The sequence below is a fragment of the Nannocystis exedens genome (genome assembly GCF_002343915.1).
In the GTDB taxonomy this organism is placed as follows: Bacteria; Myxococcota_A; Polyangia; order Nannocystales; family Nannocystaceae; genus Nannocystis; species Nannocystis exedens.
Map to the genome: position 1 here is coordinate 9335900 of NZ_NETK01000001.1, position 19999 is coordinate 9355898.

Here is a 19999-nt window from a genome sequence, read left to right on the forward strand (position 1 = left end):
CGGAAAGAGGGTTCACTCGCCGGCGCGGGCGGCCAGCGCGGCGAGCTTCGGGGTGAGGTCGTCGCTCATCCTGGCCAGGTCCCAGGCCGGGCGCCAGTCCCAGTCGCGGCGGGCGCAGGTGTCGTCGAGCGCGCGCGGCCACGAGTCGAGGATCGCCTGGCGCGCCGGGTCGGGCTTGAAGGTGATCCGGGCGCCGGGGACGACGCGAGCGACCTCGTCCGCGATCTCCTGCGCCGTCGGCGAGAAGGCGGCGATGTTGTAGATGCAGCGGCCGAGGCGCTCGCGCGGGGCCAGCGACAGCTCGACCAGGGCGCGCAGGGCGTCGGGCATGTACATCAGCGGGATCTGGCTGTCGGGGCGGCAGAACGCCTCGTAGCCGCCGGTGCGCAGCGACTCGTAGTACATCAGCGGGGCGTAGTCGCTGGTGCCGCCGCCCGGCAGCACCGCCGACAGCAGGCCGGGGAAGCGGACGCCGCGGAAGTCGAGGCCGTGGCGCCGGCTGTAGTACTCGCCGAGCAGCTCGCCGGCGACCTTGGTGACGCCGTACATGGTGGTCGGGCGCAGCGGGACGTCGTCGCCGACGAGCGGCGGGAGCCCGGGCCCGAACACGGCGATCGTGCTGGTGAAGATCACCTGGCGCACGCCGAACTTGCGCGCGGCCTCGAGGACGTGCAGGGTGCCGTCCTGGTTGACGGCGTAGGTGCGCAGCGGGTCGCGCTCGCCGGTGGCGCTGAGGATCGCGGCCAGGTGGTAGACGACGTCGGGGCGCAGCTCGGCGAACAGCGCGTCGACCTGGGTGGCCCTGGTGACGTCGAGGCTCGACCAGGGCAGGCCGAGGCCGGCGTCGCCGCTCGGCGGGGCGAGGTCGCTGGCGAACACCTGGTCGCCGCGGGCCCGCAGCGCCTGCAGGAGATCGAGGCCGACCTGTCCGCCGGCGCCGGTGACGAGGACCTTGCGGCCCGGGGTGGTGTGGGGGCCGACTGGGCCGTGGGATGCTGTCATGAGGGGACTGGCCGAGCTCCGCGCGCATGGTGGCAAATCGCGGCGCGCCGCCGCAAGCGGGGCGGGTCCACGGACCCCCTGGCGAATCTCACACGTCGCGGACCCCCCGCCGCTCGCGAGCGCGGACCGGGGCCTGCGATCGGTGCAGGCGGCTGCACACCGGCTGGCCTTCGGGACATGTGAGGGCGCGAGCGCGCGTGGGAGCGGCGCGGTCCCACCACGACAGCGACCCGTTCGCGCTGCCGGTGCGGCTGGGGCTGCTCGACGCCAGGGTCGAGCAAGACCTCATCGTCCATGTGCTGGCCCGCAACACCCGCGACGAGGCGGCCAACGATCTCATCGTGCCGATCCCGACCAACCTCGAGGTGGCCGACGCGACCCGCGGCAACTTCCCCGGGTTCTTCGCGCTGCACGGCGAGAGCAGGCGACGATCGCGGGGTGGATCGACACAGGCTCGTGCCATCCTCTGCCACCCTTCCGAAGGGCCGAGCTGCGGTCAGCACCCGCGGCGCGCGAGCCGGGGCGGCCCGCCGAACGAAGCGAGCCGCGGCCCTGGCGGCGCGCGACCTGGCGTTCGTGCCGGGTAGCGCGTCGATGCGCGGACCTCGAGGTGAAGAGGCTCTCCATCCCGGCGCTGCCGGGGGAGCCGCGCGTGGGCGGTGGGTCGGGCGACGCGAGCGGTGATTCGGCGGGCTGGTGCGCGTGGCCGCGGCGGCGACCGCCAGCGTGGAGGAGACGTTCGACCCGGGTGTGTTACGGGGGGCGACGGGTCGAGCGGCGAGCCGCAGACGCCGGCGCTGGTCGTGCCGCAGTCGCGCGCCGGCTGCGGGCGCTGCGACCTCGCGCCCGGCGAGGGGCTGCTCGGCGGGGCGCCGCTCGGGCTGTTGGTGCTCGCCCGGGCGGCGCCGGCGGCAGACCTGAGCTGTCCGCAGGGACAGGTCAGGTGGGCCGGTCGCGGCTGATCACGAGATGTCCCTGGGGACATGTCCTGGGTACCCTCAGGCGAGGGCGGTCGGGCCGAGGAGGGTGCGGAGGACGGGGTCGATGACGGCGGCGAAGGCCTCGCGGTGGTGCGCGCGGCGGGTCCTGGGCCGCAGGAGCCCCCAGCCCGGGGCGGCAGGGTGCGCATCATCGGGCGGGAGGTCGGCGGCGAGCTCGGCGCGCAGCTCGGCGACGGTGGCGAGGGCGACGAGGCGGACGGCGGGGCCGTGGCCGGCGAGCAACCAGCGGAGGGTGCGCCAGGCGAACGCGGCGTGGCGGGTCTCGTCGGCGGCGATGTCGGCGAGCCGCGCGGCGAGGACCGGGTGGGCCGCGAGCTCGGCGCACAGCTGGGCCTCGGCGGCGCCGAGCGTCTCGCCGACGCAGCCGTCGCGCACGAGGGCCTCGACGATGTCCTCGAGGACATGTCCCGAGGGAAAGCCGTCGAGCGCGAGCGGGCCGGGGCCGAGCGGACGGCCGGACCAAAGGCTGGCGAGCGACCAGGCGACCCGGGCGTGCTCGATCTCGTCGAGCGCGGCGCGCTGGGCCTCGGCGAGCAGCTCGGGCGGGGCGCCGAGCGCCATCAGGTCGAGGGTGAAGGCGGAGAAGCTGGCGACCGAGGCGTGCTCGAGCGCGGCGACGGCGGCCCAGTGACCGGCGATCGCGGCTTGCACGGCGGAGGGGAGGTCGTCGGGGAGGTCGATGTCGGTCAGCCAGTCGGCGCGCGCGACGGCCGGGGCCGTGCGGGCGGCGCCGGCGACGACGAGCGGGCGGCCGATGGCGCAGGCCTCGGCGCGGCAGCGCCAGTGGCCGACGTCGGGGTCGTAGGCGCAGGTCTGGTCGACGTCGCAGTCGCCGTCGCGCCGGCAGGTGTCGGCAGGGCTGCGGCAGGCGAGGAAGGACTCGAGCCTGCAGCCGTCGAACCACGAGGAGAACACGCAGCCGCCTTCGGGGCAGTCGGCGTCGACGCGGCAGAGGGCGGGGACGCAGCGCGAGTGGTCGTCGGCGAAGGCGTGGTCGCAGACGCAGGCCTCGTCGCTGCGGCAGTCGGCGTCGGTGCGGCAGCTGTAGTCGCAGGCACAGCTCGAGCCGAAGCCGGTGTCGTGGGCCACGCAGCGACCGTAGGCGCCCTCGTCGCAGTCGGCGTCGACCTGACAGCGCGGCTCGCTCAGCGGGCTGGCGAGGTCCTCGGGCGAGCAGGCGTCGAAGGTGAACGAGGGATCGCAGACCCCGCGGACGGAGGCGACCGCGAGCTCGCGCGCGCGATCCGGCAGGTCGGTCGCGGTCGAGGGGCTGCTGCAACTGGCGGAGGCGCCGAGGCCGAGCGCGACGAGCAGACGGCGGCGGAGCGCGAACAGGGACGCGGGCATGGCGGTCGCTCTGGATCGCGGCCGCGGCGCGGTGATCGACGCGACTCGAGCGGCTCAGGAACAGGGGTCGGCGATGTCCGGTGTCACGCGGGCCGATCGCGGCGCGGGCGGCGGACCGGCTCCCTCGCGCGTCGGAGCCGAGGTCGGAGCCGTCGCCGTGGGCGAGGCCGCCGCCGCTCGCTCACTCGCCGGCTTGATTGATGAGGGTGTAGACGCCGGCGGTGGTCAGGACGGCGAGGTCGACGCGGCCGTCGCCGCCGAGCTGGCCGACCTGCACGTCGATGCCGGTGCCGGCGAAGTTGCGCGAGGGGCCGGAGACGATCTTGCCGTCGCTGTAGGTGAAGATCTGCAGGGCCGCGGGGGCGAGGGCGACGATGTTGTCGACGTCGTCGGTGTTGATGCGCGCGCCCAGGAGTCGCAGCATGCCGGGCTCGGCGTCGATGGTGTCGCTCGACTTCTCGAACTGGCCGCCGCCCTTGTTGTCGAACACCTGCAGGGTGTTGCCGATCGGGTCGCTGTAGACGACGTTGGGCCAGGGCGGGGCGCCGAACTCGCCGAGGGCGATGGCGCCGGCGTGGCTGGCGTTGCTGGTGAACGGGCCGAGGTCGGCGCCCTCGAAGCCGAGCTTGACGGAGAAGCCGGTCGTCGGGCCGAGGTTGATCGAGTAGAGGAGGTCGACCTCATCGTCGGCGTCGACGTCGGCGGCGGCGACGTGGCGCGGCGGATAGCCGGGGTTGACCGTGTTGGGCTGGGTGAAGCCGAAGCCGTTGGCGAGGAGGTAGTAGATCCGCTGGTTGGCCTCGTCGGGGATGACGAGGTCGGGCAGGTCGTCGCCGTCGATGGGCGCGACGATCGCGGCGGCCAGGTCGCCGAGCTGGGGGATCTCGAGCGGCGGCTCGAGCGAGCCGAGCAGCGCGAGGCTGACGAAGCCGCCGGCGTGGGCGGCGAGGAGGTCGGGGATCTGGTCGTGGTCCCAGTCGGCGACGAACAGGCGCGCGGGCGCCTCGGCGATCGGCAGGGGCGTGCCCTCGACGAATTCGGCGTCGCCCTGGTTGTGCCAGACGCGGACGCAGGCCGGACCCATCGAGCAGGTCCCGAAGCCGAGCGCGAGGTCGTCGTCGCCGTCGCCGTCGAGGTCGCCGACGGCGAACGCGGTGGCGCCCTCGCTGCCGTCGACGGGCTTGTCCCACGGCCGGAACAGCCGGCGGCAGTTGGCCTCGCAGTCGTCGCCGGCGATCTGGTTGCCGTCGTCGCACTGCTCGCCGAGCTCTTGCTCGCCGTTGCCGCAGACAGGGCCGTCGTCGGTGGTGCCCGGCGATCCGCCGGTGTCGATGGGGCCGCTGCTGGCCGGAGGACTCGTGCTGGTGCCGTGGTCGCCGGTGGTCGCGGGGTCGAGGCTCGCGCCCGAGGTCGCGTCGTCGCTGTCGCCGGCCAAGAACAGCGGGTTCGGCACGAAGCACGCGCTCGCGCCGGCGACGAGCGCGAGCAGGCCCGCGATCCGACAGTCGACCATGATCGCAGGTTATGTCAGCGGCCTCGCGCTCGTCCACGCGAGGCCGCGGAGCGCGGGATTGCCCGCAGTCTGCGATCTCAGGGGGCGACGTGATGCAGGAGGAAGGCCAGCGTGTCGGCCTCGCGGGCGATGGTCTGGTGCAGCAGGTCGGCGCCGCCGTGACCGGCGTTCGACTCGATGCGCAGCCACGCCGGGCGCTTGCTGGCGTGCTGGATCTGGGCGGTGAACTTGCGTGCGTGCATGGGGTCCACGCGATCGTCGCTGTCGGCGGCGAGCATCAGCATCGCGGGGTATCGCGTTCCCGCCGTCACATGATGATATGGCGAGTACGGATAGATGTAGGCGAAATCGCGCGGATCTTCGGGGTCGCCGTATTCGGGGATCCACGTCTTGCCGGCGCCGAATTGGGTGTACCTGACCATGTCGAGCAGGGGCACCGCGCAGGCGGCCGCACGCGCCAGCTCGGGGTGCTGGACCATGGTGGCGCCGACGAGGAGTCCGCCGTTGCTGCCGCCCATGATGGCCAGGCGCTCGTGCCGGGTGTACCCGCGTTCGACGAGCGCCCGGGCGGCCGCGGCGAAGTCGTCGAACACGTTCTGCTTGTGCTCGCGCATGCCGGCGCGGTGCCAGTCCTCGCCGTACTCGCCGCCGCCGCGCAGGTTGGGCACGGCGAACACGCCGCCGTGCTCGAGCCAGACGACGGCGCGAGCCGAGAACGCGGGGGTCATGCTGACGGAGAAGCCGCCGTAGCCGGTGAGGAGGGCGGGGGCGTCGGCCGACAGCGGGAGGTCGCGACGCCGCACGACGAACATGGAGATCGGGGTGCCGTCCTTCGAGGGGTAGCGGACCTGCTCGACGACGAAGCGGCTGGTGTCGACCGGGAGATCGATGCGCTGCCACAGCCGCGTGGCGCCGGTGGCGATCGAGGTCTCGAAGATCTGGCTCGGCTCGGTGAAGGACGAGAAGCTGAAGTAGGCCCGATCCTCGTCGGGGTTGCCGACGAGGCCGCCGGCGCTGCCGAGGCCGGGGAGCGGCAGCTCGCGGACGAAGCTGCCGTCGAGCCCGCGCACGACGACGGCGCTGTGAGCGTCCCGCAAGTAGGCGAGCACGAGCCGCTCGCCGACGACCTGCAGGCCCTCGAGGGTGGCGTCGGTCTCGGGCACGAGCAGCTTCCAGTCCTCGCGCGCGGGGTTCCTCGGGTCGACCTCGAACACGCGGTAGCGCGGGGCGCCGTCGTTGGTGTGGACGTAGAAGCGGTCGCGCCAGGCGGTGACGTCGTAGATGGCGCGCCGGCCGACGACGAGCGGCTTCCACGCGGTGTCGCCGGCGTGGAGGTCGCGCAGGTAGACGTCGCTGCTGGTCCAGCCGTGTTGATGGTGGAGGAACAGCCACCGCCCGTCGCGCGACAGGCCGACGCCGACGAACCGCGAGGGGTCGCCGGTGGCGGGCGCGACGATGCTGTCCTTCGCGGCAGGTTCGCCGACGCGGTGGAACCGGACCTCGGCGTGGCCGGGCAGCTCGGACGGCGGGATGCTCGGGTCGGTCGGCAGCCACACGTAGTAGAAGCCGCTGCCGTCGGGGGTCCACGCCGGCGAGGCGTAGCGGGCGCCCTCGATGACGTCGGGCAGGTCGTGGCCGCTCGCGAGGTCGCGCAGGTAGAGCGTCGAGGCGTCGGCGTTGTTGCGGCTGAGCTTGTAGGCGACCAGGCGCCCGGCGAAGTCGGGGAAGATGCCGTGGACCGCGACGCTGCCGTCGGGGCTGAGCTTGTTCGGGTCGAGCAGCACCTCCTCGCGGCCGTGCTCGCCGCGGCGGAGGTAGTAGATCGGCTTCTGCACGCCCTTGTGCCGGCGGGTGTAGAAGTAAATGCCGCCGCGGTGATAGGGCGCGGACATGGCGTCGATGTCGAGCAGCTCGCCGAGCCGCGCGGCGATGGCGTCGCGCCGCGGCAGCGCCTGCAGCCGCTCGCGCGCGTAGTCGTCCTGCGCGGTCATCCACGCCTTCACCTCCGGATCGCCCTCGACCTCGAGCCAGCGGTACGGGTCGGCGACGGGGGTGTCGTGGATCGTCTCGACGAGGTCCTGGCGGCGCGTGGCCGGCGGGGGATCGTCGCAGGTCTCGCGCACGCCGGGGAGCGCGGGCGCCGATGCGGAGTCAGTGCAGGCGCCGAGGAGGGCGACGGTGACGGCGAACAGGGAGCTCCTGGCCATGCGCCGACGATAACATCAGCGCGAGTCGGCGAAACAGGAGAGGTCGCCCTTGATCCGCGCGCGCTCGGCGAGGTAGCGCGCTCCCAGCTCGGTGGCCTGGACCTCGCTCAGCGCCTGCCGGGCGAGCGCCAGCAGCTCGGTCTTCTCGACCCGGAAGTGGGTCCGGACGGCGTCGGCCAGCGCGGCGAGCCGGACGGACCACTTCTCGTCGCCGGCCGGCAGCAGCTCGAGGTCCGCGTGCGCGGCCCGGATCCGCTCGAGCTCCTCGAGGCCCTCGACGACCTGGGCCCGGGCCCGCTCGTCGTGCAAGAGGTGGCCGTAGAGGACGGACCCCTTGGCCCGCGCGTGGGCGGTCAACTCGCACACGAACCGCGGCAACAGCCCGCGCGCCGCGGCTTCCGGGGCCGCCTGGATGTCGGCGAGCAGCGCGCCGAGGGCTTCGTGGTCGCGCTCGAGGAGGTCCCAGATCGTCGGCTCGGACATCTCAAGTGGTTATGCGGGCGATCGCGGCGCGCACCAGCGGGGCGAGGTCGCAGCGCCGCCTGGCGCGGAGCTGCGCGGCCGGGCAGCGGCGGCCGGACCGCCCCGGGCCGCGCCGGCGCAGTCGTCGCCGTCGCGGCGCATGTCTTTGCGGGCATGTCCGATCGGGAATGTCGTCAATGCGGCGTTGATGCCGGCCTGCGCTCCGATCTCCGGTGGTGACCGTCACAGCGGCGGGTCGCTCGTGCGCCTCGACGGTGCGTCGGGTTCGGCCGCGGAACGCGGTGCACTCGCGTCACAGCGGAGGTTCGCGGGCGAACGATCGCGCCGAGGCGGGCGCGGATGCTGACGGGTTCTTGATGGCGCGCGAGCCGACCTCGACCCACCTTCTGATCGCGCGGCTGTCCGCGCGAATGGCCGCGCCGACGAACGGGATGTTCGTACGGCCGCGGGAGGGGGCCTCGTATGCGAATGCGTAGAATGTTCGAAGTGGGGACGACCGTCGCGCTCCTCGCGGCGTGCAACGGCGACCGCGCCGAGGTGTCGGCGAGCGACAGCGGCTTCGGCGTCGCGACCGAGACGAGCCAATCACCGCCGGCGTCGACGACGACGACGACGGGGATGGAATCATCGCAGTCGACCGGGACCGGGACGGCGTCGGAGGGCGACGATTCGGACAGCGAGACCGTCGAGCCCGGCACGACCGGAAGCGAGACCGGAACCTCGAGCACGACGGAGTCGGCGGCGCCGTTCTGCGGCGACGGTCACGTCGACCCGGGTGAGGCGTGCGACGAGGGCGACAACAACGGGCTCGGGATCGGCTGCGGCGCGGGCTGCGTGCTCGAGGTGTGCGGCGACGGGCTGCCCGGCCCCGGCGAGGAGTGCGACTTCGGCTGGCTCAACGGGCCCGAGAGCGGCTGCTCGGAGACCTGCCAGATCGCGCCGTCGGCGTGCGGGACGCAGTCGGCGGAGCCGGTGCTGGTGCCGCGCCCGGTCGACATCATCATCGTGATCGACAACTCGGGCAGCATGGCGGCCGAGATCAAGGGCGTGCAGGACAACATCAACGAGAACTTCGCCGAGATCATCGGCGAGAGCGGGCTCGACTACCGCGTCATCCTCCTCTCGCGCTACGGCAAGTACACCTCGACGCAGGTGTGCATCGAGGCGCCGCTGTCCGGCATCCCCAAGGGCGGCTGCACCAACCCGCCGAGCCAGCCGATCAACAACCCGGGCAAGTTCTATCATTACAGCGTGGAGATCGACAGCACCGACTCGTGGTGCCGCATGCTCGACACGTTCAACGGGGTGCAGCAAGACCTGTTCAAGTTCGCCCCGAAGGGCTGGCAGGCGTGGCTGCGCCCGGAGGCGTTCAAGATCGTGATCGAGGTGTCGGACGACCGGGTGGTCTGCTCGCACGGCAACGATCACTACAACGACAACAACACGATCGCCGGCGGGGCCAACGCGGCCGAGAAGTTCGACGCCAAGCTGCGCGAGCTGTCGCCGCTGCACTTCGGACCGACGCCCGAGACCCGCAACTACAGCTATTACAGCATCGTCGGGATGTCGTTCAACGACCCGCCCGACCAGCCCTATGCGGCGGAGGACCCGATCGTGACCACCAAGTGCCCGAGCGGGGTCAACGGCGGGATCGGCCACCAGAGCCTGTCGGTGGCCACCGGTGCGCTGCGCTTCCCGCTGTGCGACACGACCTCCTACGACGCGCTGTTCCAGGCGCTCGCCGGCGGGGTGATCGCCGACGCGACCATCGCGTGCGACTTCGCCATCCCGCCGCCGCCCGAGGGCAAGGAGCTCGACGAGGACTCGATCCTGGTCAAGTTCACGCCGATGGACGCGGTCGAGCCGGAGGTGTTCCAGCAGGTCGAAGGCGCCGGCTGGTGCGCGCCGAAGTCGTTCTACCTCGACGACGGCAAGGTCGTGCTGTGCCCCGAGACCTGCCTCGCGGTCCAGAACGACAAGGAGGCCGAGATCGAGGTCGAGTTCAAGTGCGCGCCCATCGATCCCGGCTAGCGCGGCTTGCCTCGCCGGCCGCCCGCGAGTATGGTCTGCCCGTCATGCGCGACCAGGTCCGCCCGCGCTCCGTCCGCGCCCTCCGGGTGCGCGGCGGCGTGCTCGTCGGTCGCGCTTGAACATCACCTGTCCTTCGCGCCATCCGGGTGCAGCCGATCTTCGACCTCGCACGGTCGACCCGATCGAGGCCGCGCCGGCCCGGGTGGCGCGCTGCGTTCGCGACGGCGCGGCCGGACAGGCAGCCATGAAGACCACGCTCATCATCGAGATCAGAGCCGCCGAGGGCGGTGACGACGCCAAGTTGCTCGTGCACGAGCAGTTCGCGGTGTACCAGAAGCTGGCGGTGCGGGAGCACCTTTGACCTGGAAGTGATCGACGCGCGCCCGGGGTTCCTCTGTTTCAAGGCGACCGGCGCCGCGGCGCCGCGGTGGTTCGCCGGCGAGGCGGGCGGTCACCGCTGGCAGCGGGTGCCGCCGACCGAGAAGCGCGGCCGGGTCCACTCGAGCACGGTGACGGTGGTGGTGCTCGAGCCGGCGTCGGCGGTGGAGGTGGAGATCCGCCCGGAGGACCTCGAGGAGGACTTCTGCCGCGGCAGCGGCAAGGGCGGGCAGCACCGCAACAAGACGGCGACGGCGGTGCACCTGCGCCACAAGCCGAGCGGCCACCACGTGCGCGTCGACGGCGGTCGCAGCCAGAGCATCAACCGTGAGACCGCGCTCGAGCTGCTGCGCGCGCGGCTATCGGCCGAGCGGCGCGAGGCGGCGCGGGCGGACCGCTGCGCCGCGCGCAAGGCTCAGGCCGGTAGCGGCATGCGCGGCGACAAGATCCGGACGATCCAGGTCCAGGGCGACGTCGTCGTCGACCACCGGCGCGGCACGCGGATGACGTACCGCCGGTTCGTGCGCGGCCACCTCGAGGACCTCGACCCGAACGCGTCGTCGCGCGGCGCGTAACCGTCGAGCGGGCGCGCGCCGACCCGATCGGCGCGCGCGCCGGGCAGCGCTCGCGGACCGGGCTCGCGCGGGGGCTCGCAGGCGTCACGCGCGGGGCGCGGCTCACTCGGTCTCGGGGTCGGACGAGCCTTCGCGGTAGGGCAGGTAGTCCTCGAGCTCGCGCATCTGCTCGTGGGCGGCGATCGTCTCCTCGGCGAGGTAGCGGTCGACCGCGGAGGCGAGGCCGGGGTGGCGGAACCAGTGGTTGCTGTAGGTGCGGGACGGCGCGAAGCCCCGCAGCAGCTTGTGTTCGCCCTGCGCGCCGGCCTCGAAGCGCGCGGTCTTGCGGGCGATGCAGCGCTCGATCGCCGCGTAGTAGGCGGCCTCGAAGTGGAGGAACGGCACGTTCTCGTCGCAGCCCCAGTAGCGGCCGAACAGCGCCTCGTCGGTCTCGAAGTAGAGGGTGCCGGCGATGGTCCGGCCGCCGCGGCGGGCGCGGGCCCACAGCATCTGCTCCGGCATGGCCTTGTGGACATGCTCGAAAAAACCTGTCTGAAGGTAGTCGAGGCCGCCGTAGGCGCGCACGGTGCTGCGGTAGTAGCGGTCGATGTCGGCGAGGTCGGCGGGGCCGAGGTCGGGGCCGCGGACCCACTCCAGGTCGTCGATGCCCTCGCGGGCCCGGGCGCGCTCCTTGCGGAGCTGTTTGCGCCGGCGCGAGGTCAAGGTGGCGAGGAAGGCGTCGAAGTCGGCGTAGCCCTCGTTGTGCCAGTGATACTGGTAGCTGGCGCGGCGCATGAAGCCGTGCGCGGCCAGCTCGTCGTGCTCGCGGGCCGTGGTGAACAGCCAGTGGATCGACCAGCAGCGCTCGGCCTCCGCGACGTCGCGCACGCCGGCGACGAGGCGGCGCACGATCTCGTCGCGCGCGACGTCGGGGGCGATCAGCATGCGGGGACCGGTGGCCGGGGTCATCGGCGCGGCGATCACCAGCTTGGGGTAGTAGCGCAGGCCGCCCTGCACGGCCGCCCGCGCCCAGGCCCAGTCGAAGATGAACTCGCCGTAGCTGTGGCGCTTGACGTACGTGGGCGCCGCACCGACCAGGCGCGGGGCCGACCCTGCGCCACCGGCGCCGCGCTGCTCCACCAGCACGTACACCGGCCGCCAACCCGCCTCGTCGCCGATCGACCCCGACAACTCGAGCGCCCGCAAAAACCCATGCTTTAGAAAGGGGCAGCCCTCGTGAGCGAGCGCGTCCCAAGACGCGGCGTCGACGCTCGCCAGGCTTGTGACGCTGCGGGTCGTCAGATCCGGCACGTGACTCGTGTACGCTAGCACAGGTCCGCCTGCGGGCGGGGTGGAAAGCCCCGCCGCGAGGGCTACACTAGAGTGCCAGCAGCATGTCCAGCCGTGAGAAAGCCAGCCCCAAGGGCAGTGTTGCGCTGAAGAGTCGCACGGAGCGCAAGACGCAGCGCCCACGGATGTATCGCGTCCTGCTCCACAACGACGACTACACCCCCATGGAGTTCGTCGTCCGCCTGTTACAGACCGTGTTCCACAAGGGCGAAGCCGAAGCGACGGCGATCATGCTGCACGTGCATAACCACGGCATCGGCGTCGCCGGCGTCTACACCCACGAGATCGCCGAGACGAAGGTCGCCCAGGTACACATGCTCGCGCGCCAGCAAGAGTGCCCCTTGATGGCGTCGATGGAGCCCGAGGAAGACCCCGATGCTGAGCAATGAACTCAAGCAGACGATAAACCACGCGATCGCCGACACCCAGCGGCGGCGCCACGAGTACATCACGCTCGAGCACCTGCTGCTCGCGCTGCTCGACGACGCCAGCGCCCGCAAGGTGCTCCAGGCCTGTAGCGCCGACGTCGACAAGATGCGCGGCGAGCTCGAGGGCTTCATCGAGCAGAACGTCGAGCGCCTGCCCGACGAGGCCGAGGCGACGGTCCACCAGACCATCGGCGTCGGCCGCGTCCTGCAGCGCGCGATCCTCCATGTGCAGGGCTCCGGCCGCACCGAGGTCACCGGCGCCAACCTCCTGATCGCCATCTTCGCCGAGAGCGAGAGCTTCGCCGCCTACGTCCTGCGCGAGCACGGCGTCACCCGCCGCGACGCGACCCTGTTCCTGTCGCACGGGATCGGCAAGGGCAGCAGCGAGCGCGCCCCGCAGGGCCGCCCGGCGCCGAACCCGGTCGGCGGCGAGGAGGACGACGACGAGCGCGTGGCGGGCGACCCGCTCGGCGCCTACTGCGTCGACCTCAGCGCCAAGGCGGCGGCGGGGAAGATCGAGCTGCTGATCGGCCGCACGCAGGAGATCCAGCGCGTGGTCCAGGTGCTGTGCCGCCGGCGCAAGAACAACCCGGTGCTGGTCGGCGAGCCCGGCGTCGGCAAGACGGCGGTGGTCGAGGGCCTGGCGCTGCGCGTCCACGAGGGCAAGGTGCCGGCCGCGCTGCTCGGGGCCAAGCTGTACGCGCTCGACATGGGCGCCGTCCTCGCCGGCACCAAGTTCCGCGGCCAGTTCGAGGAGCGCCTCAAGGCGGTGATTGCCGCCCTGCAGAAGGACCCCGGCGCGATCCTCTTCATCGACGAGATCCACACGATCGTCGGCGCCGGCGCGACGTCCGGCGGGACGATGGACGCCAGCAACATGCTCAAGCCGGCGCTGGCGTCGGGCGAGCTGCGCTGCATCGGCGCGACCACCTACAAGGACTTCAAGCAGTCGTTCGAGCGCGACGCGGCGCTGGCGCGGCGGTTCCAGAAGGTCGAGATCCTGGAGCCGAGCGTCGAGGACACGATCGACATCCTCAAGGGCCTCCGCCCGGCGTACGAGGAGCACCACGCGGTGTCCTACAGCGACGAGGCGCTCGACCTGTGCGCCCGCCTGGCGCACAAGTACCTGCGCGACCGCCACCTGCCCGACTCGGCGATCGACGTGATGGACGAGACCGGCGCCGCGGTGCGCCTCGGCGCGCCGCCGCCGCCGCCGCCGTCGGCGAAGGCGCTGCAGGTCACGTTCAACCCGGGCCGCCCCGCCCCGTCGCCGCCGAAGATCGCGGTCGGCGCCAGCGACGTCGAGGCGGTCATCGCCCGGATGGCGCGGATCCCCCCCAAGTCGGTGTCGACCTCCGACCGCGAGGTGCTGCAGACGCTCGAGGCCGGCCTGCGCAACCTGGTCTTCGGGCAAGACGAGGCGGTGGCCACCGTCACCGCCGCGATCAAGCGCTCGCGCGCCGGCCTCGGCCGCGTCGACAAGCCGATCGGCAGCTTCCTGTTCGCCGGGCCCACCGGCGTCGGCAAGACCGAGCTCGCCAAGCAGCTCGCGGCCCAGCTGGCGGTCCCGCTGCTGCGCTTCGACATGAGCGAGTACATGGAGAAGCACAGCGTCAGCCGCCTGATCGGCGCGCCGCCCGGCTACGTCGGCTTCGACCAGGGCGGGCTGCTCACCGACGCGGTCAGCAAGAACCCGCACAGCGTGGTGATCCTCGACGAGATCGAGAAGGCCCACCCGGACCTGTTCGCCATCCTGCTGCAGGTGATGGACCACGCGACGCTGACCGACAACAACGGCCGCAAGACCGACTTCCGCAACGTCATCCTCATCATGACGAGCAACGCCGGCGCGACCGACATGACGACCCGCCAGGTCGGCTTCGCCGAGCGCGAGGACACCAAGGTCGGCGACCCCAAGGCGGCGCTCGAGCGCACCTTCAGCCCCGAGTTCCGCAACCGGCTCGACCGCATCGTCGTGTTCAAGTCGCTGCCGCCGGAGGTCATCCTGCAGGTCGCCGACAAGATGCTGCGCGAGCTGCAGCTGCAGCTCGCCGACCGCAAGGTCACGTTCAGCTTCGCCGAGGCGGCCCGCGCGTGGGTCGCGCGCAAGGGCTACGACAAGCTCTACGGCGCGCGGCCGATGGCCCGCCTCCTCGACGAGGAGATCAAGGCGAAGCTGGTCGACGAGCTGCTGTTCGGCAAGCTCGAGCACGGCGGCCACGTGACCGTCGACGTCGGCGCGGACGACAAGCTGGCGTTCCGCTTCGACCCGCCCGAGCCGGAGACGCCGCCGACGCCGGCCAAGCCCGAGGCGCTGCTCAACTGAGGCGCGTGGGACGCAGGAGCGCACCTGGCCCTTCGGCCAGGTGCGCTCCTTCGTCTGCGCCGTCGGCGGCCGTCGCTGCCTGATCGAAAGGACGGGTGCGCGCGGGCGGGTCGGCGCGCAGCCCGGCGCGCCGTCACTCGGGCCGGCGCGACGACCAGCCGAGCATGAGCGGCGGGACGGGGCCGCCGGCGGGGGCGTAGCGCCGACCTGGCTGTTCGACCAGGTCGGGCCAGATCTTGCAACCGTTGGCGTAGGTGTACTCGCGCACCACCTCGAGCGCGAGGCCGGCCCGCAGCTGGGCGCCGAGGATGTCGGCGACGCCCCACGAGAACTCGTGGGTGGCGTGCGGGTTGGTGAAGCCGACCCGGCCCTCGACGAAGCCCGACGGCGCCAGCGCGGCGCCGGAGTCCGCCACGTAGTCGCCGACGCCGGTCGCGCCGACGACGTGGGCGCCGCCGCCGTAGGGATAGGCGAGGCGGCCCTGCTCGTCGTACATCTGCGCCAGCGGGTGGAACTCGAGGCCGACGAAGCGGCCGCCGGGCTTCAGCACCCGCGCGACCGCGGCGAACAGCGCGTCGAGGTCGGACATCCAGATCAGCGCGCCGTACGACATGAACACCAGGTCGAAGCCGGGCTCCTGCGCCGGCAACCAGTCGTAGAGGTCGGCGACGGCGAAGCTCGCGGCGATCCCGGCGGCCTCGGCGAGCGTCTGGGCGGCGGCGATCGCCGTCGGGCTGATGTCGACGCCGGTGACCTCGGCGCCGAGCTGGGCCAGCGAGAGCGTGTCCTGGCCGGCGTTGCACGGGGCGTGCAGCAGGCGCAGGCCGGCGAGCGGGCGGGCGCCCGACTGGCGAATGTCCTCGAGGACATGCCCCTCAGGACCTGTACCGAGGAGCAGGTGGACCTCGTCGTCGAACAGGGTGGTGCCGCCGGCGCGGAGGAAGCCGGCCTCGTCGCGCTTGTGGCTGCTGTGCGCGGGGGTGGCGGCGTCCCAGGCGAGGCGATTCTGCTGGTGGAGGTCGCGGCGGATCACGGTGCGATCGGCATTACCATGACCTGGCGCGGCTCGCCCGCGCCGGGGTCCGGCAGCAGCTCGGCCAGCAGCTCGGCGTGGGGCAGGGGGCCGGGCAGGGCGGCGAGGGGGCGGAAGCCGAGGCGGTCGTACAGGCGGAGGGCCCAGCCGGCGCGGCAGAACGCCACCAGCGACAGGTGGCTGCACTGCGGGTCGTCGCGGGCGGCCGCGAGCACCTGGTCGGCGAGCAGGCGCCCGCTGCCGCGGCGCTGGCGGTCGCGGCGGACGGCGATCTCCTCGAGGTGCATGTAGGGGCCGCGCGGGTAGTAGCTGACGTAGCCGATCGCGTCGTCGCCGTCGCGCGCCAGCAACGTGGTGGTCTGGCCGAGCAGGGCGCGCATGTCGGCGTCGCCGCGGGGGAGGATCGCCGCCGGCGAGAAGCCGGCCTCGTAATAGAGGTCGGTCGCCGAGCGCTCGATCTCCTGCAGCGCGGGCAGGTCGTGGGCGGTGGCGGGGCTGAGGACGAGCATCGGCAGCTTTTGACCTTACGCCACCCTCGCCGCGGTGCCTAGCCGCCTTGTGCCCATCCGGGCGGCGGGCTAGTGTCGCCCGCGCCGACGCGGACGCGCGCCGTCCCTGCGCCCGCGACGCCGCGGGTGGACCTCGGCGATACGGTTGACTCCGGTGACGGCCGACTTCTCCCCCCCGCGCGCGCCTTTGCTGCTGGTCGCCCTCGGCGCGGCCGTGATCAGCGTGACGGCGCTGTTCGTCAAGTGGATCGCGCTCGGCCCGGCGGCGATCGGCGCCTACCGCTGCGGGCTGGGGGCGGCCGCCCTGCTGCCGATCGCGGGGCTGGCCTTATGGACAGGTCCGAACAGGCAGGTGAAGCGCCGCGGCTCGGCCGTCGCGTGGGCGGCCCTGGCGGGCGCCTGCTTCGCCGGCGACCTGTTCGTGTGGCACAAGAGCATCCTGTACTCGGGGACAGGTCTGGCGACGCTGCTGGCCAACACGCAGGTGTTCTGGGTCGCGCTGTTCTCGGCGCTGCTGCTCGGCGAGCGGCTGACGCGGCGGCTCGGGGTGTGCGCGCTGCTGGCCCTGGTCGGCACGGTGATGCTGGCGCTGCCGGGCATCGAGCGCAGCCCGGTCCACCTGCAGGGCGTGCTGCTGGGCCTGCTGACCGGGGTGTTCTACGCCGGCTATTACCTGTCCTTGCGGACAGCTCAGCGGGGGGAGCGGCCGCTCGGCGTCGCGGCGGCGCTGCTGGTGTCGAGCGCGACGGCGGCGGCGCTGCTGGTGCTGGCGGCGCTGGCGACGGGCGAGTCGCTGGCGGTGGCGAGCGCCGGCGACTTCGGGCTGCTGCTGCTGCTCGGGATCGGCGCGCACGTGGGCGGGTGGGCGCTCATCTCGCGCGGCATGCCGCACGTGCCGGCCGCGAGCGGCTCGTTGTTGCTTCTCCTGCAGCCGGTGCTCGCGACGCTGTGGGGCGTGCTCGTGTTCGCCGAGCCGTTCGGCGCGGTCGAGGCCGCCGGCACGGCGCTGTCGCTGGCGGCGATCTACGCGGCCAGCGTGTCGCGCTCGCCACCGCGTTAGGCTCACGCCCTCGCGGCCTTGACCGCGCTCCGCTTGGGCGCTACGGCTCTGAAATGGGAGTCATCGTCATCGCCTGCTACCGTCCCCTCCCCGGGCGCGCCGAGGAGCTGCTCGAGCTGGTGCGCGGCCACGTGCCCGCGCTGCGCGCCCAGGACCTCGCCACCGACCGCGAGCCGATCGTGATGCGGGCAAACGACGGCTCGATCCTCGAGGTGTTCGAGTGGGCCTCGGAGGACGCGGTCCGCCGCGCCCACGAGAACCCGGTGGTGAAGCAGCTGTGGCAGCAGTTCGAGGCCGTGTGCCAGTGGATCGCGCCGGCGGAGCTGCCCGAGCTCGGCCGCCCGTTCTCGCACTTCCACCCGGTCGACCTGGCTTGAAGGGCATGCCCTGAAGGGAAGGCCGCGCGGGACATGTCGCCAGGGACATGTCCCGAAACGCCTCACTGCACCGTGAAGGTCGGCGAGGTGCCCGAGATCGGCGTGAAGGCGCCGAGCAGCGACTTGGCGTCGCCGTGGTAGACGACGCGGTAGGTGCCGGGGACGACGTCTTCGGGGATCTTCCACTCGACGTCGACCTCGGAGGTCGGGCTCAGCGGGCCGCCGGTGCGCCGCCAGCGGAACCGCGTCTCGGGGTCCCAGTCGTGCGCGACGGTCGTCCAGGTGCCGCCGTCGTCGCGCTGGATCTCGAGGTAGCCGGTGCCGGTGCGGAGGTTGTTGCGGGGGTGCGCGCCGCGGAAGGTCACCTTGACGAGCTCGCCGGGGCCCGCGCTCGCCGGCGGGGCGGCGACGACGTCGCCGAACTTCTCGAACGGGCACAGGACGGCGTCGAGGAGGGCGCACGGCGAGTCGGCGACGACGCCGGGGACGTTGACGATCTGGTCGTCGCTGAGGTCGAGCGGGGTCGCCTTGTGCGGCGCGACGACGCCGTCGCGCAGCGCCTCGGCGACCGCGGAGAACTCCTGCTGCCAGGCGGCGAGGGTCCACGGGCCGAACTGCGTGAACGCGCCCTCGTAGTGCTGGATGGCGTACTCCTCGCGGGTGGTGACGTAGCTGGAGTAGCCGTTCGACAGGCCGGCGATCACGGCCCGCGTGACGCCGGTGCCGGCGAGCGCGGCCAGGACGGAGCTGCGCAGGCGCCGGCCGGAGATCGTGGTGATCTCGAACGGGGCCGGGATGATGGCGAGGCCGCCGAGGCGCAGCACCTGCGCCGGCAAGATCGTCGGTGACCAGGGATACGGGAGCATGCGCCCGACCGGCAGCAAAATCGTCTTCTCCTCGTGACACGCCTGGTCCTCGGGCACGAGCGTGACCTTGGGCAGGTCGCCGTAGACGATGCCCTCCTCGATGAAGGCGACGGCGACGCCGTCCTCGGCGCCGGCGGCGATCGAGAAGCCGATCGCGGCGTGGCAGGTGGTGTGCTCGTCCTCGCCGGTGAACTCGGGGCCGACGGTGACGTTCTCCATGTCGACGAAGGCGAGCCGCCCGGCGGCCGGTCCGCGCAGGTGCTCGCTGGCCTCGTCGAACAGCTCGAGCGCGCGCTCGTACTGCCAGGTGCCGTGGACGACGGCGTTCTCGAGGTCGTCGCAGTCGGGGTCGGGGTCGTCGTCGCACGGGCGCACGACGGTGTTCTTCGGCTCGCCGACGACGACCTCGCTCGGCGAGACGTCGCCGGCGTCGCTCTGCGCGAAGCCGGCGACGAACGGGTCCGGCGCGGTGTAGTCGGCGCCGAAGTGCTTCTCCATGAGGTAGGAGGCGAGGCCCTTGTGGTCGCCGCTGACGAGGCGGTTCTGGTTCGAGACGCTGGTGGCGTGGCTCGAGAACCAGGTGAGCATGCCGATCGGCTGGCCGTCGAGCTCGCCCTCGCCGGTGCGCTCGAATCGCAGCACGGTCATCGCCGTGTTGGTGTCGCGCATCATCTCCGCCTCGTGGGCGGCCCGCTCGGGGTCGGGGTTCTCGGCGTAGGCCTGCGGGCTGCGGTTCCAGTTGGCGTCCTGCAGCGGGCCCTGGGCGATCTTGACGACGCCGTGATCGAGGCCGGCGTCGGCGGCGACGATCGCGTCGACGATGCCGGCGACGATGACCTCGAAGTTGTCGGGGTCGTAGCCGCCGACGGCCAGGTTGAACATGGTGTAGTGGGAGAAGCCGCCGAGGCCCGAGTGAGTGTGCGTGGCCGAGAGGGCGATGTTGTCGAAGTCGTAGCGGTCGGCGCCGAGCTTCTCCTTGAGCCGCTTGACGACCTCGAGGTGGACGCTCTGGAACACCTGGCCGAGGTCGGCGCTGACGAAGGCGATCCGGGTGCCGCTGCACGGGTGCTCGACGACGAAGGCGCGCGCCCACAGCCGCGTGCTGATGCCCTCGGCCTTCTGCTCCGGCATCGAGTAGCCCATCATCACCAGCTCGGCGGACGGGCCGGTGATGTCGCGGATCGCCGTGCCCACGCGATAGTGCGGCGACTGGTCGCACGTGACCTCGCCGCCGGTGGTGGTGTCGCCGCCGGTGGGCGAGGCGGTGGTGCCCGTCGAGGCGCTGTCGCTGTCGCTGCCGCCGCCGGTGGTCGGCGGGGCCGCGGTGTCGCTCTGGCTGTCCGAAGAGACAGTCGAAGAGGTGGTCGGCCCGGCGGTCGAGGTGCTGGTGTCGGTGGCCGATGCCGCGGTGGAGGTGCCGGTGTCGTCGCCGCAGGCGGCGAGCGCGAGGAGGGCGGGCAAGGCGAGGGCAGGACGACGCATTCTCGGCATGGTACAGCGCGCGCACCGCCGTGCGGAGTGAGGTCCCGCGGCC

General features: G+C 72.6%; 18 protein-coding genes. 9 read left to right on the forward strand and 9 right to left on the reverse strand.

What is annotated here, in order from left to right:
* Nucleotides 1-12: 12 nt before the first annotated feature.
* The gene (locus NAEX_RS36495; RefSeq protein ID WP_096332092.1) at nt 13-1002 is read right to left on the reverse strand and encodes an NAD-dependent epimerase/dehydratase family protein; all 990 of its coding nucleotides are present in this window, start codon (nt 1000-1002) and stop codon (nt 13-15) included.
* A 197-nt stretch (nt 1003-1199) separates the two neighbouring features.
* Between NAEX_RS36495 and NAEX_RS36500 the strand changes: the two genes are divergently transcribed.
* A complete protein-coding gene (locus NAEX_RS36500; protein WP_096332093.1) occupies nt 1200-1589 on the forward strand; it encodes a DUF2330 domain-containing protein in 390 nt (129 codons plus the stop codon).
* Between the two features lie 216 nt (nt 1590-1805).
* Nucleotides 1806-1964 carry a hypothetical protein gene (locus NAEX_RS51300; protein ID WP_170136302.1) on the forward strand — a complete coding sequence of 53 codons (159 nt, stop codon included), beginning with the start codon at nt 1806-1808 and terminating at the stop codon, nt 1962-1964.
* 36 nt (nt 1965-2000) lie between these two features.
* Here the strand turns inward: NAEX_RS51300 and NAEX_RS36505 are convergent, their stop codons facing one another.
* The 4 genes from NAEX_RS36505 to NAEX_RS36520 all read right to left on the reverse strand — a co-directional run bounded on the left by NAEX_RS36505 (nt 2001) and on the right by NAEX_RS36520 (nt 7553).
* Nucleotides 2001-3350, reverse strand: coding sequence for a ferritin-like domain-containing protein (locus NAEX_RS36505; protein ID WP_096332094.1), 1350 nt, complete (start codon nt 3348-3350; stop codon nt 2001-2003).
* Between the two features lie 181 nt (nt 3351-3531).
* Entirely contained in the window at nt 3532-4863 is a 1332-nt protein-coding gene (locus NAEX_RS36510; RefSeq protein ID WP_096332095.1) for an FG-GAP-like repeat-containing protein, read from the reverse strand.
* A 77-nt stretch (nt 4864-4940) separates the two neighbouring features.
* The gene (locus NAEX_RS36515) at nt 4941-7070 is read right to left on the reverse strand and encodes a prolyl oligopeptidase family serine peptidase (RefSeq protein WP_096332096.1); all 2130 of its coding nucleotides are present in this window, start codon (nt 7068-7070) and stop codon (nt 4941-4943) included.
* Nucleotides 7071-7085: 15 nt separating this feature from the next.
* Nucleotides 7086-7553 carry a hemerythrin domain-containing protein gene (locus tag NAEX_RS36520; RefSeq protein WP_096332097.1) on the reverse strand — a complete coding sequence of 156 codons (468 nt, stop codon included), beginning with the start codon at nt 7551-7553 and terminating at the stop codon, nt 7086-7088.
* A 486-nt stretch (nt 7554-8039) separates the two neighbouring features.
* Between NAEX_RS36520 and NAEX_RS36530 the strand changes: the two genes are divergently transcribed.
* The 3 genes from NAEX_RS36530 to NAEX_RS36535 all read left to right on the forward strand — a co-directional run bounded on the left by NAEX_RS36530 (nt 8040) and on the right by NAEX_RS36535 (nt 10537).
* Nucleotides 8040-9584: a hypothetical protein gene (locus NAEX_RS36530; protein WP_143140748.1), complete on the forward strand. Its 1545-nt coding sequence runs from the start codon at nt 8040-8042 to the stop codon at nt 9582-9584.
* Nucleotides 9585-9699: 115 nt separating this feature from the next.
* The gene (locus NAEX_RS48830; RefSeq protein WP_143140749.1) at nt 9700-9945 is read left to right on the forward strand and encodes a hypothetical protein; all 246 of its coding nucleotides are present in this window, start codon (nt 9700-9702) and stop codon (nt 9943-9945) included.
* Between the two features lie 7 nt (nt 9946-9952).
* Nucleotides 9953-10537, forward strand: coding sequence for a peptide chain release factor-like protein (locus NAEX_RS36535; protein ID WP_170136303.1), 585 nt, complete (start codon nt 9953-9955; stop codon nt 10535-10537).
* A 102-nt stretch (nt 10538-10639) separates the two neighbouring features.
* Here the strand turns inward: NAEX_RS36535 and NAEX_RS36540 are convergent, their stop codons facing one another.
* Nucleotides 10640-11848, reverse strand: coding sequence for a GNAT family N-acetyltransferase (locus tag NAEX_RS36540; RefSeq protein WP_420814140.1), 1209 nt, complete (start codon nt 11846-11848; stop codon nt 10640-10642).
* A gap of 62 nt (nt 11849-11910) precedes the next feature.
* Here NAEX_RS36540 and clpS point away from each other — a divergent pair, with 62 nt between their 5' ends.
* Together clpS and clpA are read left to right on the forward strand one after the other, a co-directional pair.
* Nucleotides 11911-12255 carry an ATP-dependent Clp protease adapter ClpS gene (gene clpS / locus NAEX_RS36545; protein ID WP_096333844.1) on the forward strand — a complete coding sequence of 115 codons (345 nt, stop codon included), beginning with the start codon at nt 11911-11913 and terminating at the stop codon, nt 12253-12255.
* On the forward strand, nt 12242-14620 hold the full coding sequence (gene clpA / locus NAEX_RS36550; protein ID WP_096332102.1) for an ATP-dependent Clp protease ATP-binding subunit ClpA: 2379 nt from the start codon (nt 12242-12244) through the stop codon (nt 14618-14620). The genes clpS and clpA overlap by 14 nt, the downstream gene beginning before the upstream one ends.
* A gap of 133 nt (nt 14621-14753) precedes the next feature.
* Here clpA and NAEX_RS36555 read toward each other — a convergent pair whose 3' ends face one another.
* Together NAEX_RS36555 and NAEX_RS36560 are read right to left on the reverse strand one after the other, a co-directional pair.
* Complete coding sequence (locus tag NAEX_RS36555; RefSeq protein ID WP_096333845.1) at nt 14754-15650, reverse strand: class I SAM-dependent methyltransferase; 897 nt, start codon at nt 15648-15650, stop codon at nt 14754-14756.
* Nucleotides 15650-16162 (reverse strand): GNAT family N-acetyltransferase, encoded by a 513-nt coding sequence (locus NAEX_RS36560; protein ID WP_096332103.1) that lies wholly within the window; start codon nt 16160-16162, stop codon nt 15650-15652. The genes NAEX_RS36555 and NAEX_RS36560 overlap by 1 nt, the downstream gene beginning before the upstream one ends.
* 154 nt (nt 16163-16316) lie before the next feature.
* Here NAEX_RS36560 and NAEX_RS36565 point away from each other — a divergent pair, with 154 nt between their 5' ends.
* Both NAEX_RS36565 and NAEX_RS36570 read left to right on the forward strand, forming a co-directional pair.
* Complete coding sequence (locus tag NAEX_RS36565; protein WP_143140750.1) at nt 16317-17222, forward strand: DMT family transporter; 906 nt, start codon at nt 16317-16319, stop codon at nt 17220-17222.
* A 53-nt stretch (nt 17223-17275) separates the two neighbouring features.
* A complete protein-coding gene (locus tag NAEX_RS36570; RefSeq protein WP_096332105.1) occupies nt 17276-17599 on the forward strand; it encodes a putative quinol monooxygenase in 324 nt (107 codons plus the stop codon).
* A gap of 62 nt (nt 17600-17661) precedes the next feature.
* Here the strand turns inward: NAEX_RS36570 and NAEX_RS51305 are convergent, their stop codons facing one another.
* Complete coding sequence (locus NAEX_RS51305; protein WP_170136305.1) at nt 17662-19947, reverse strand: neutral/alkaline ceramidase; 2286 nt, start codon at nt 19945-19947, stop codon at nt 17662-17664.
* Between the last annotated feature and the right edge of the window lie 52 nt (nt 19948-19999).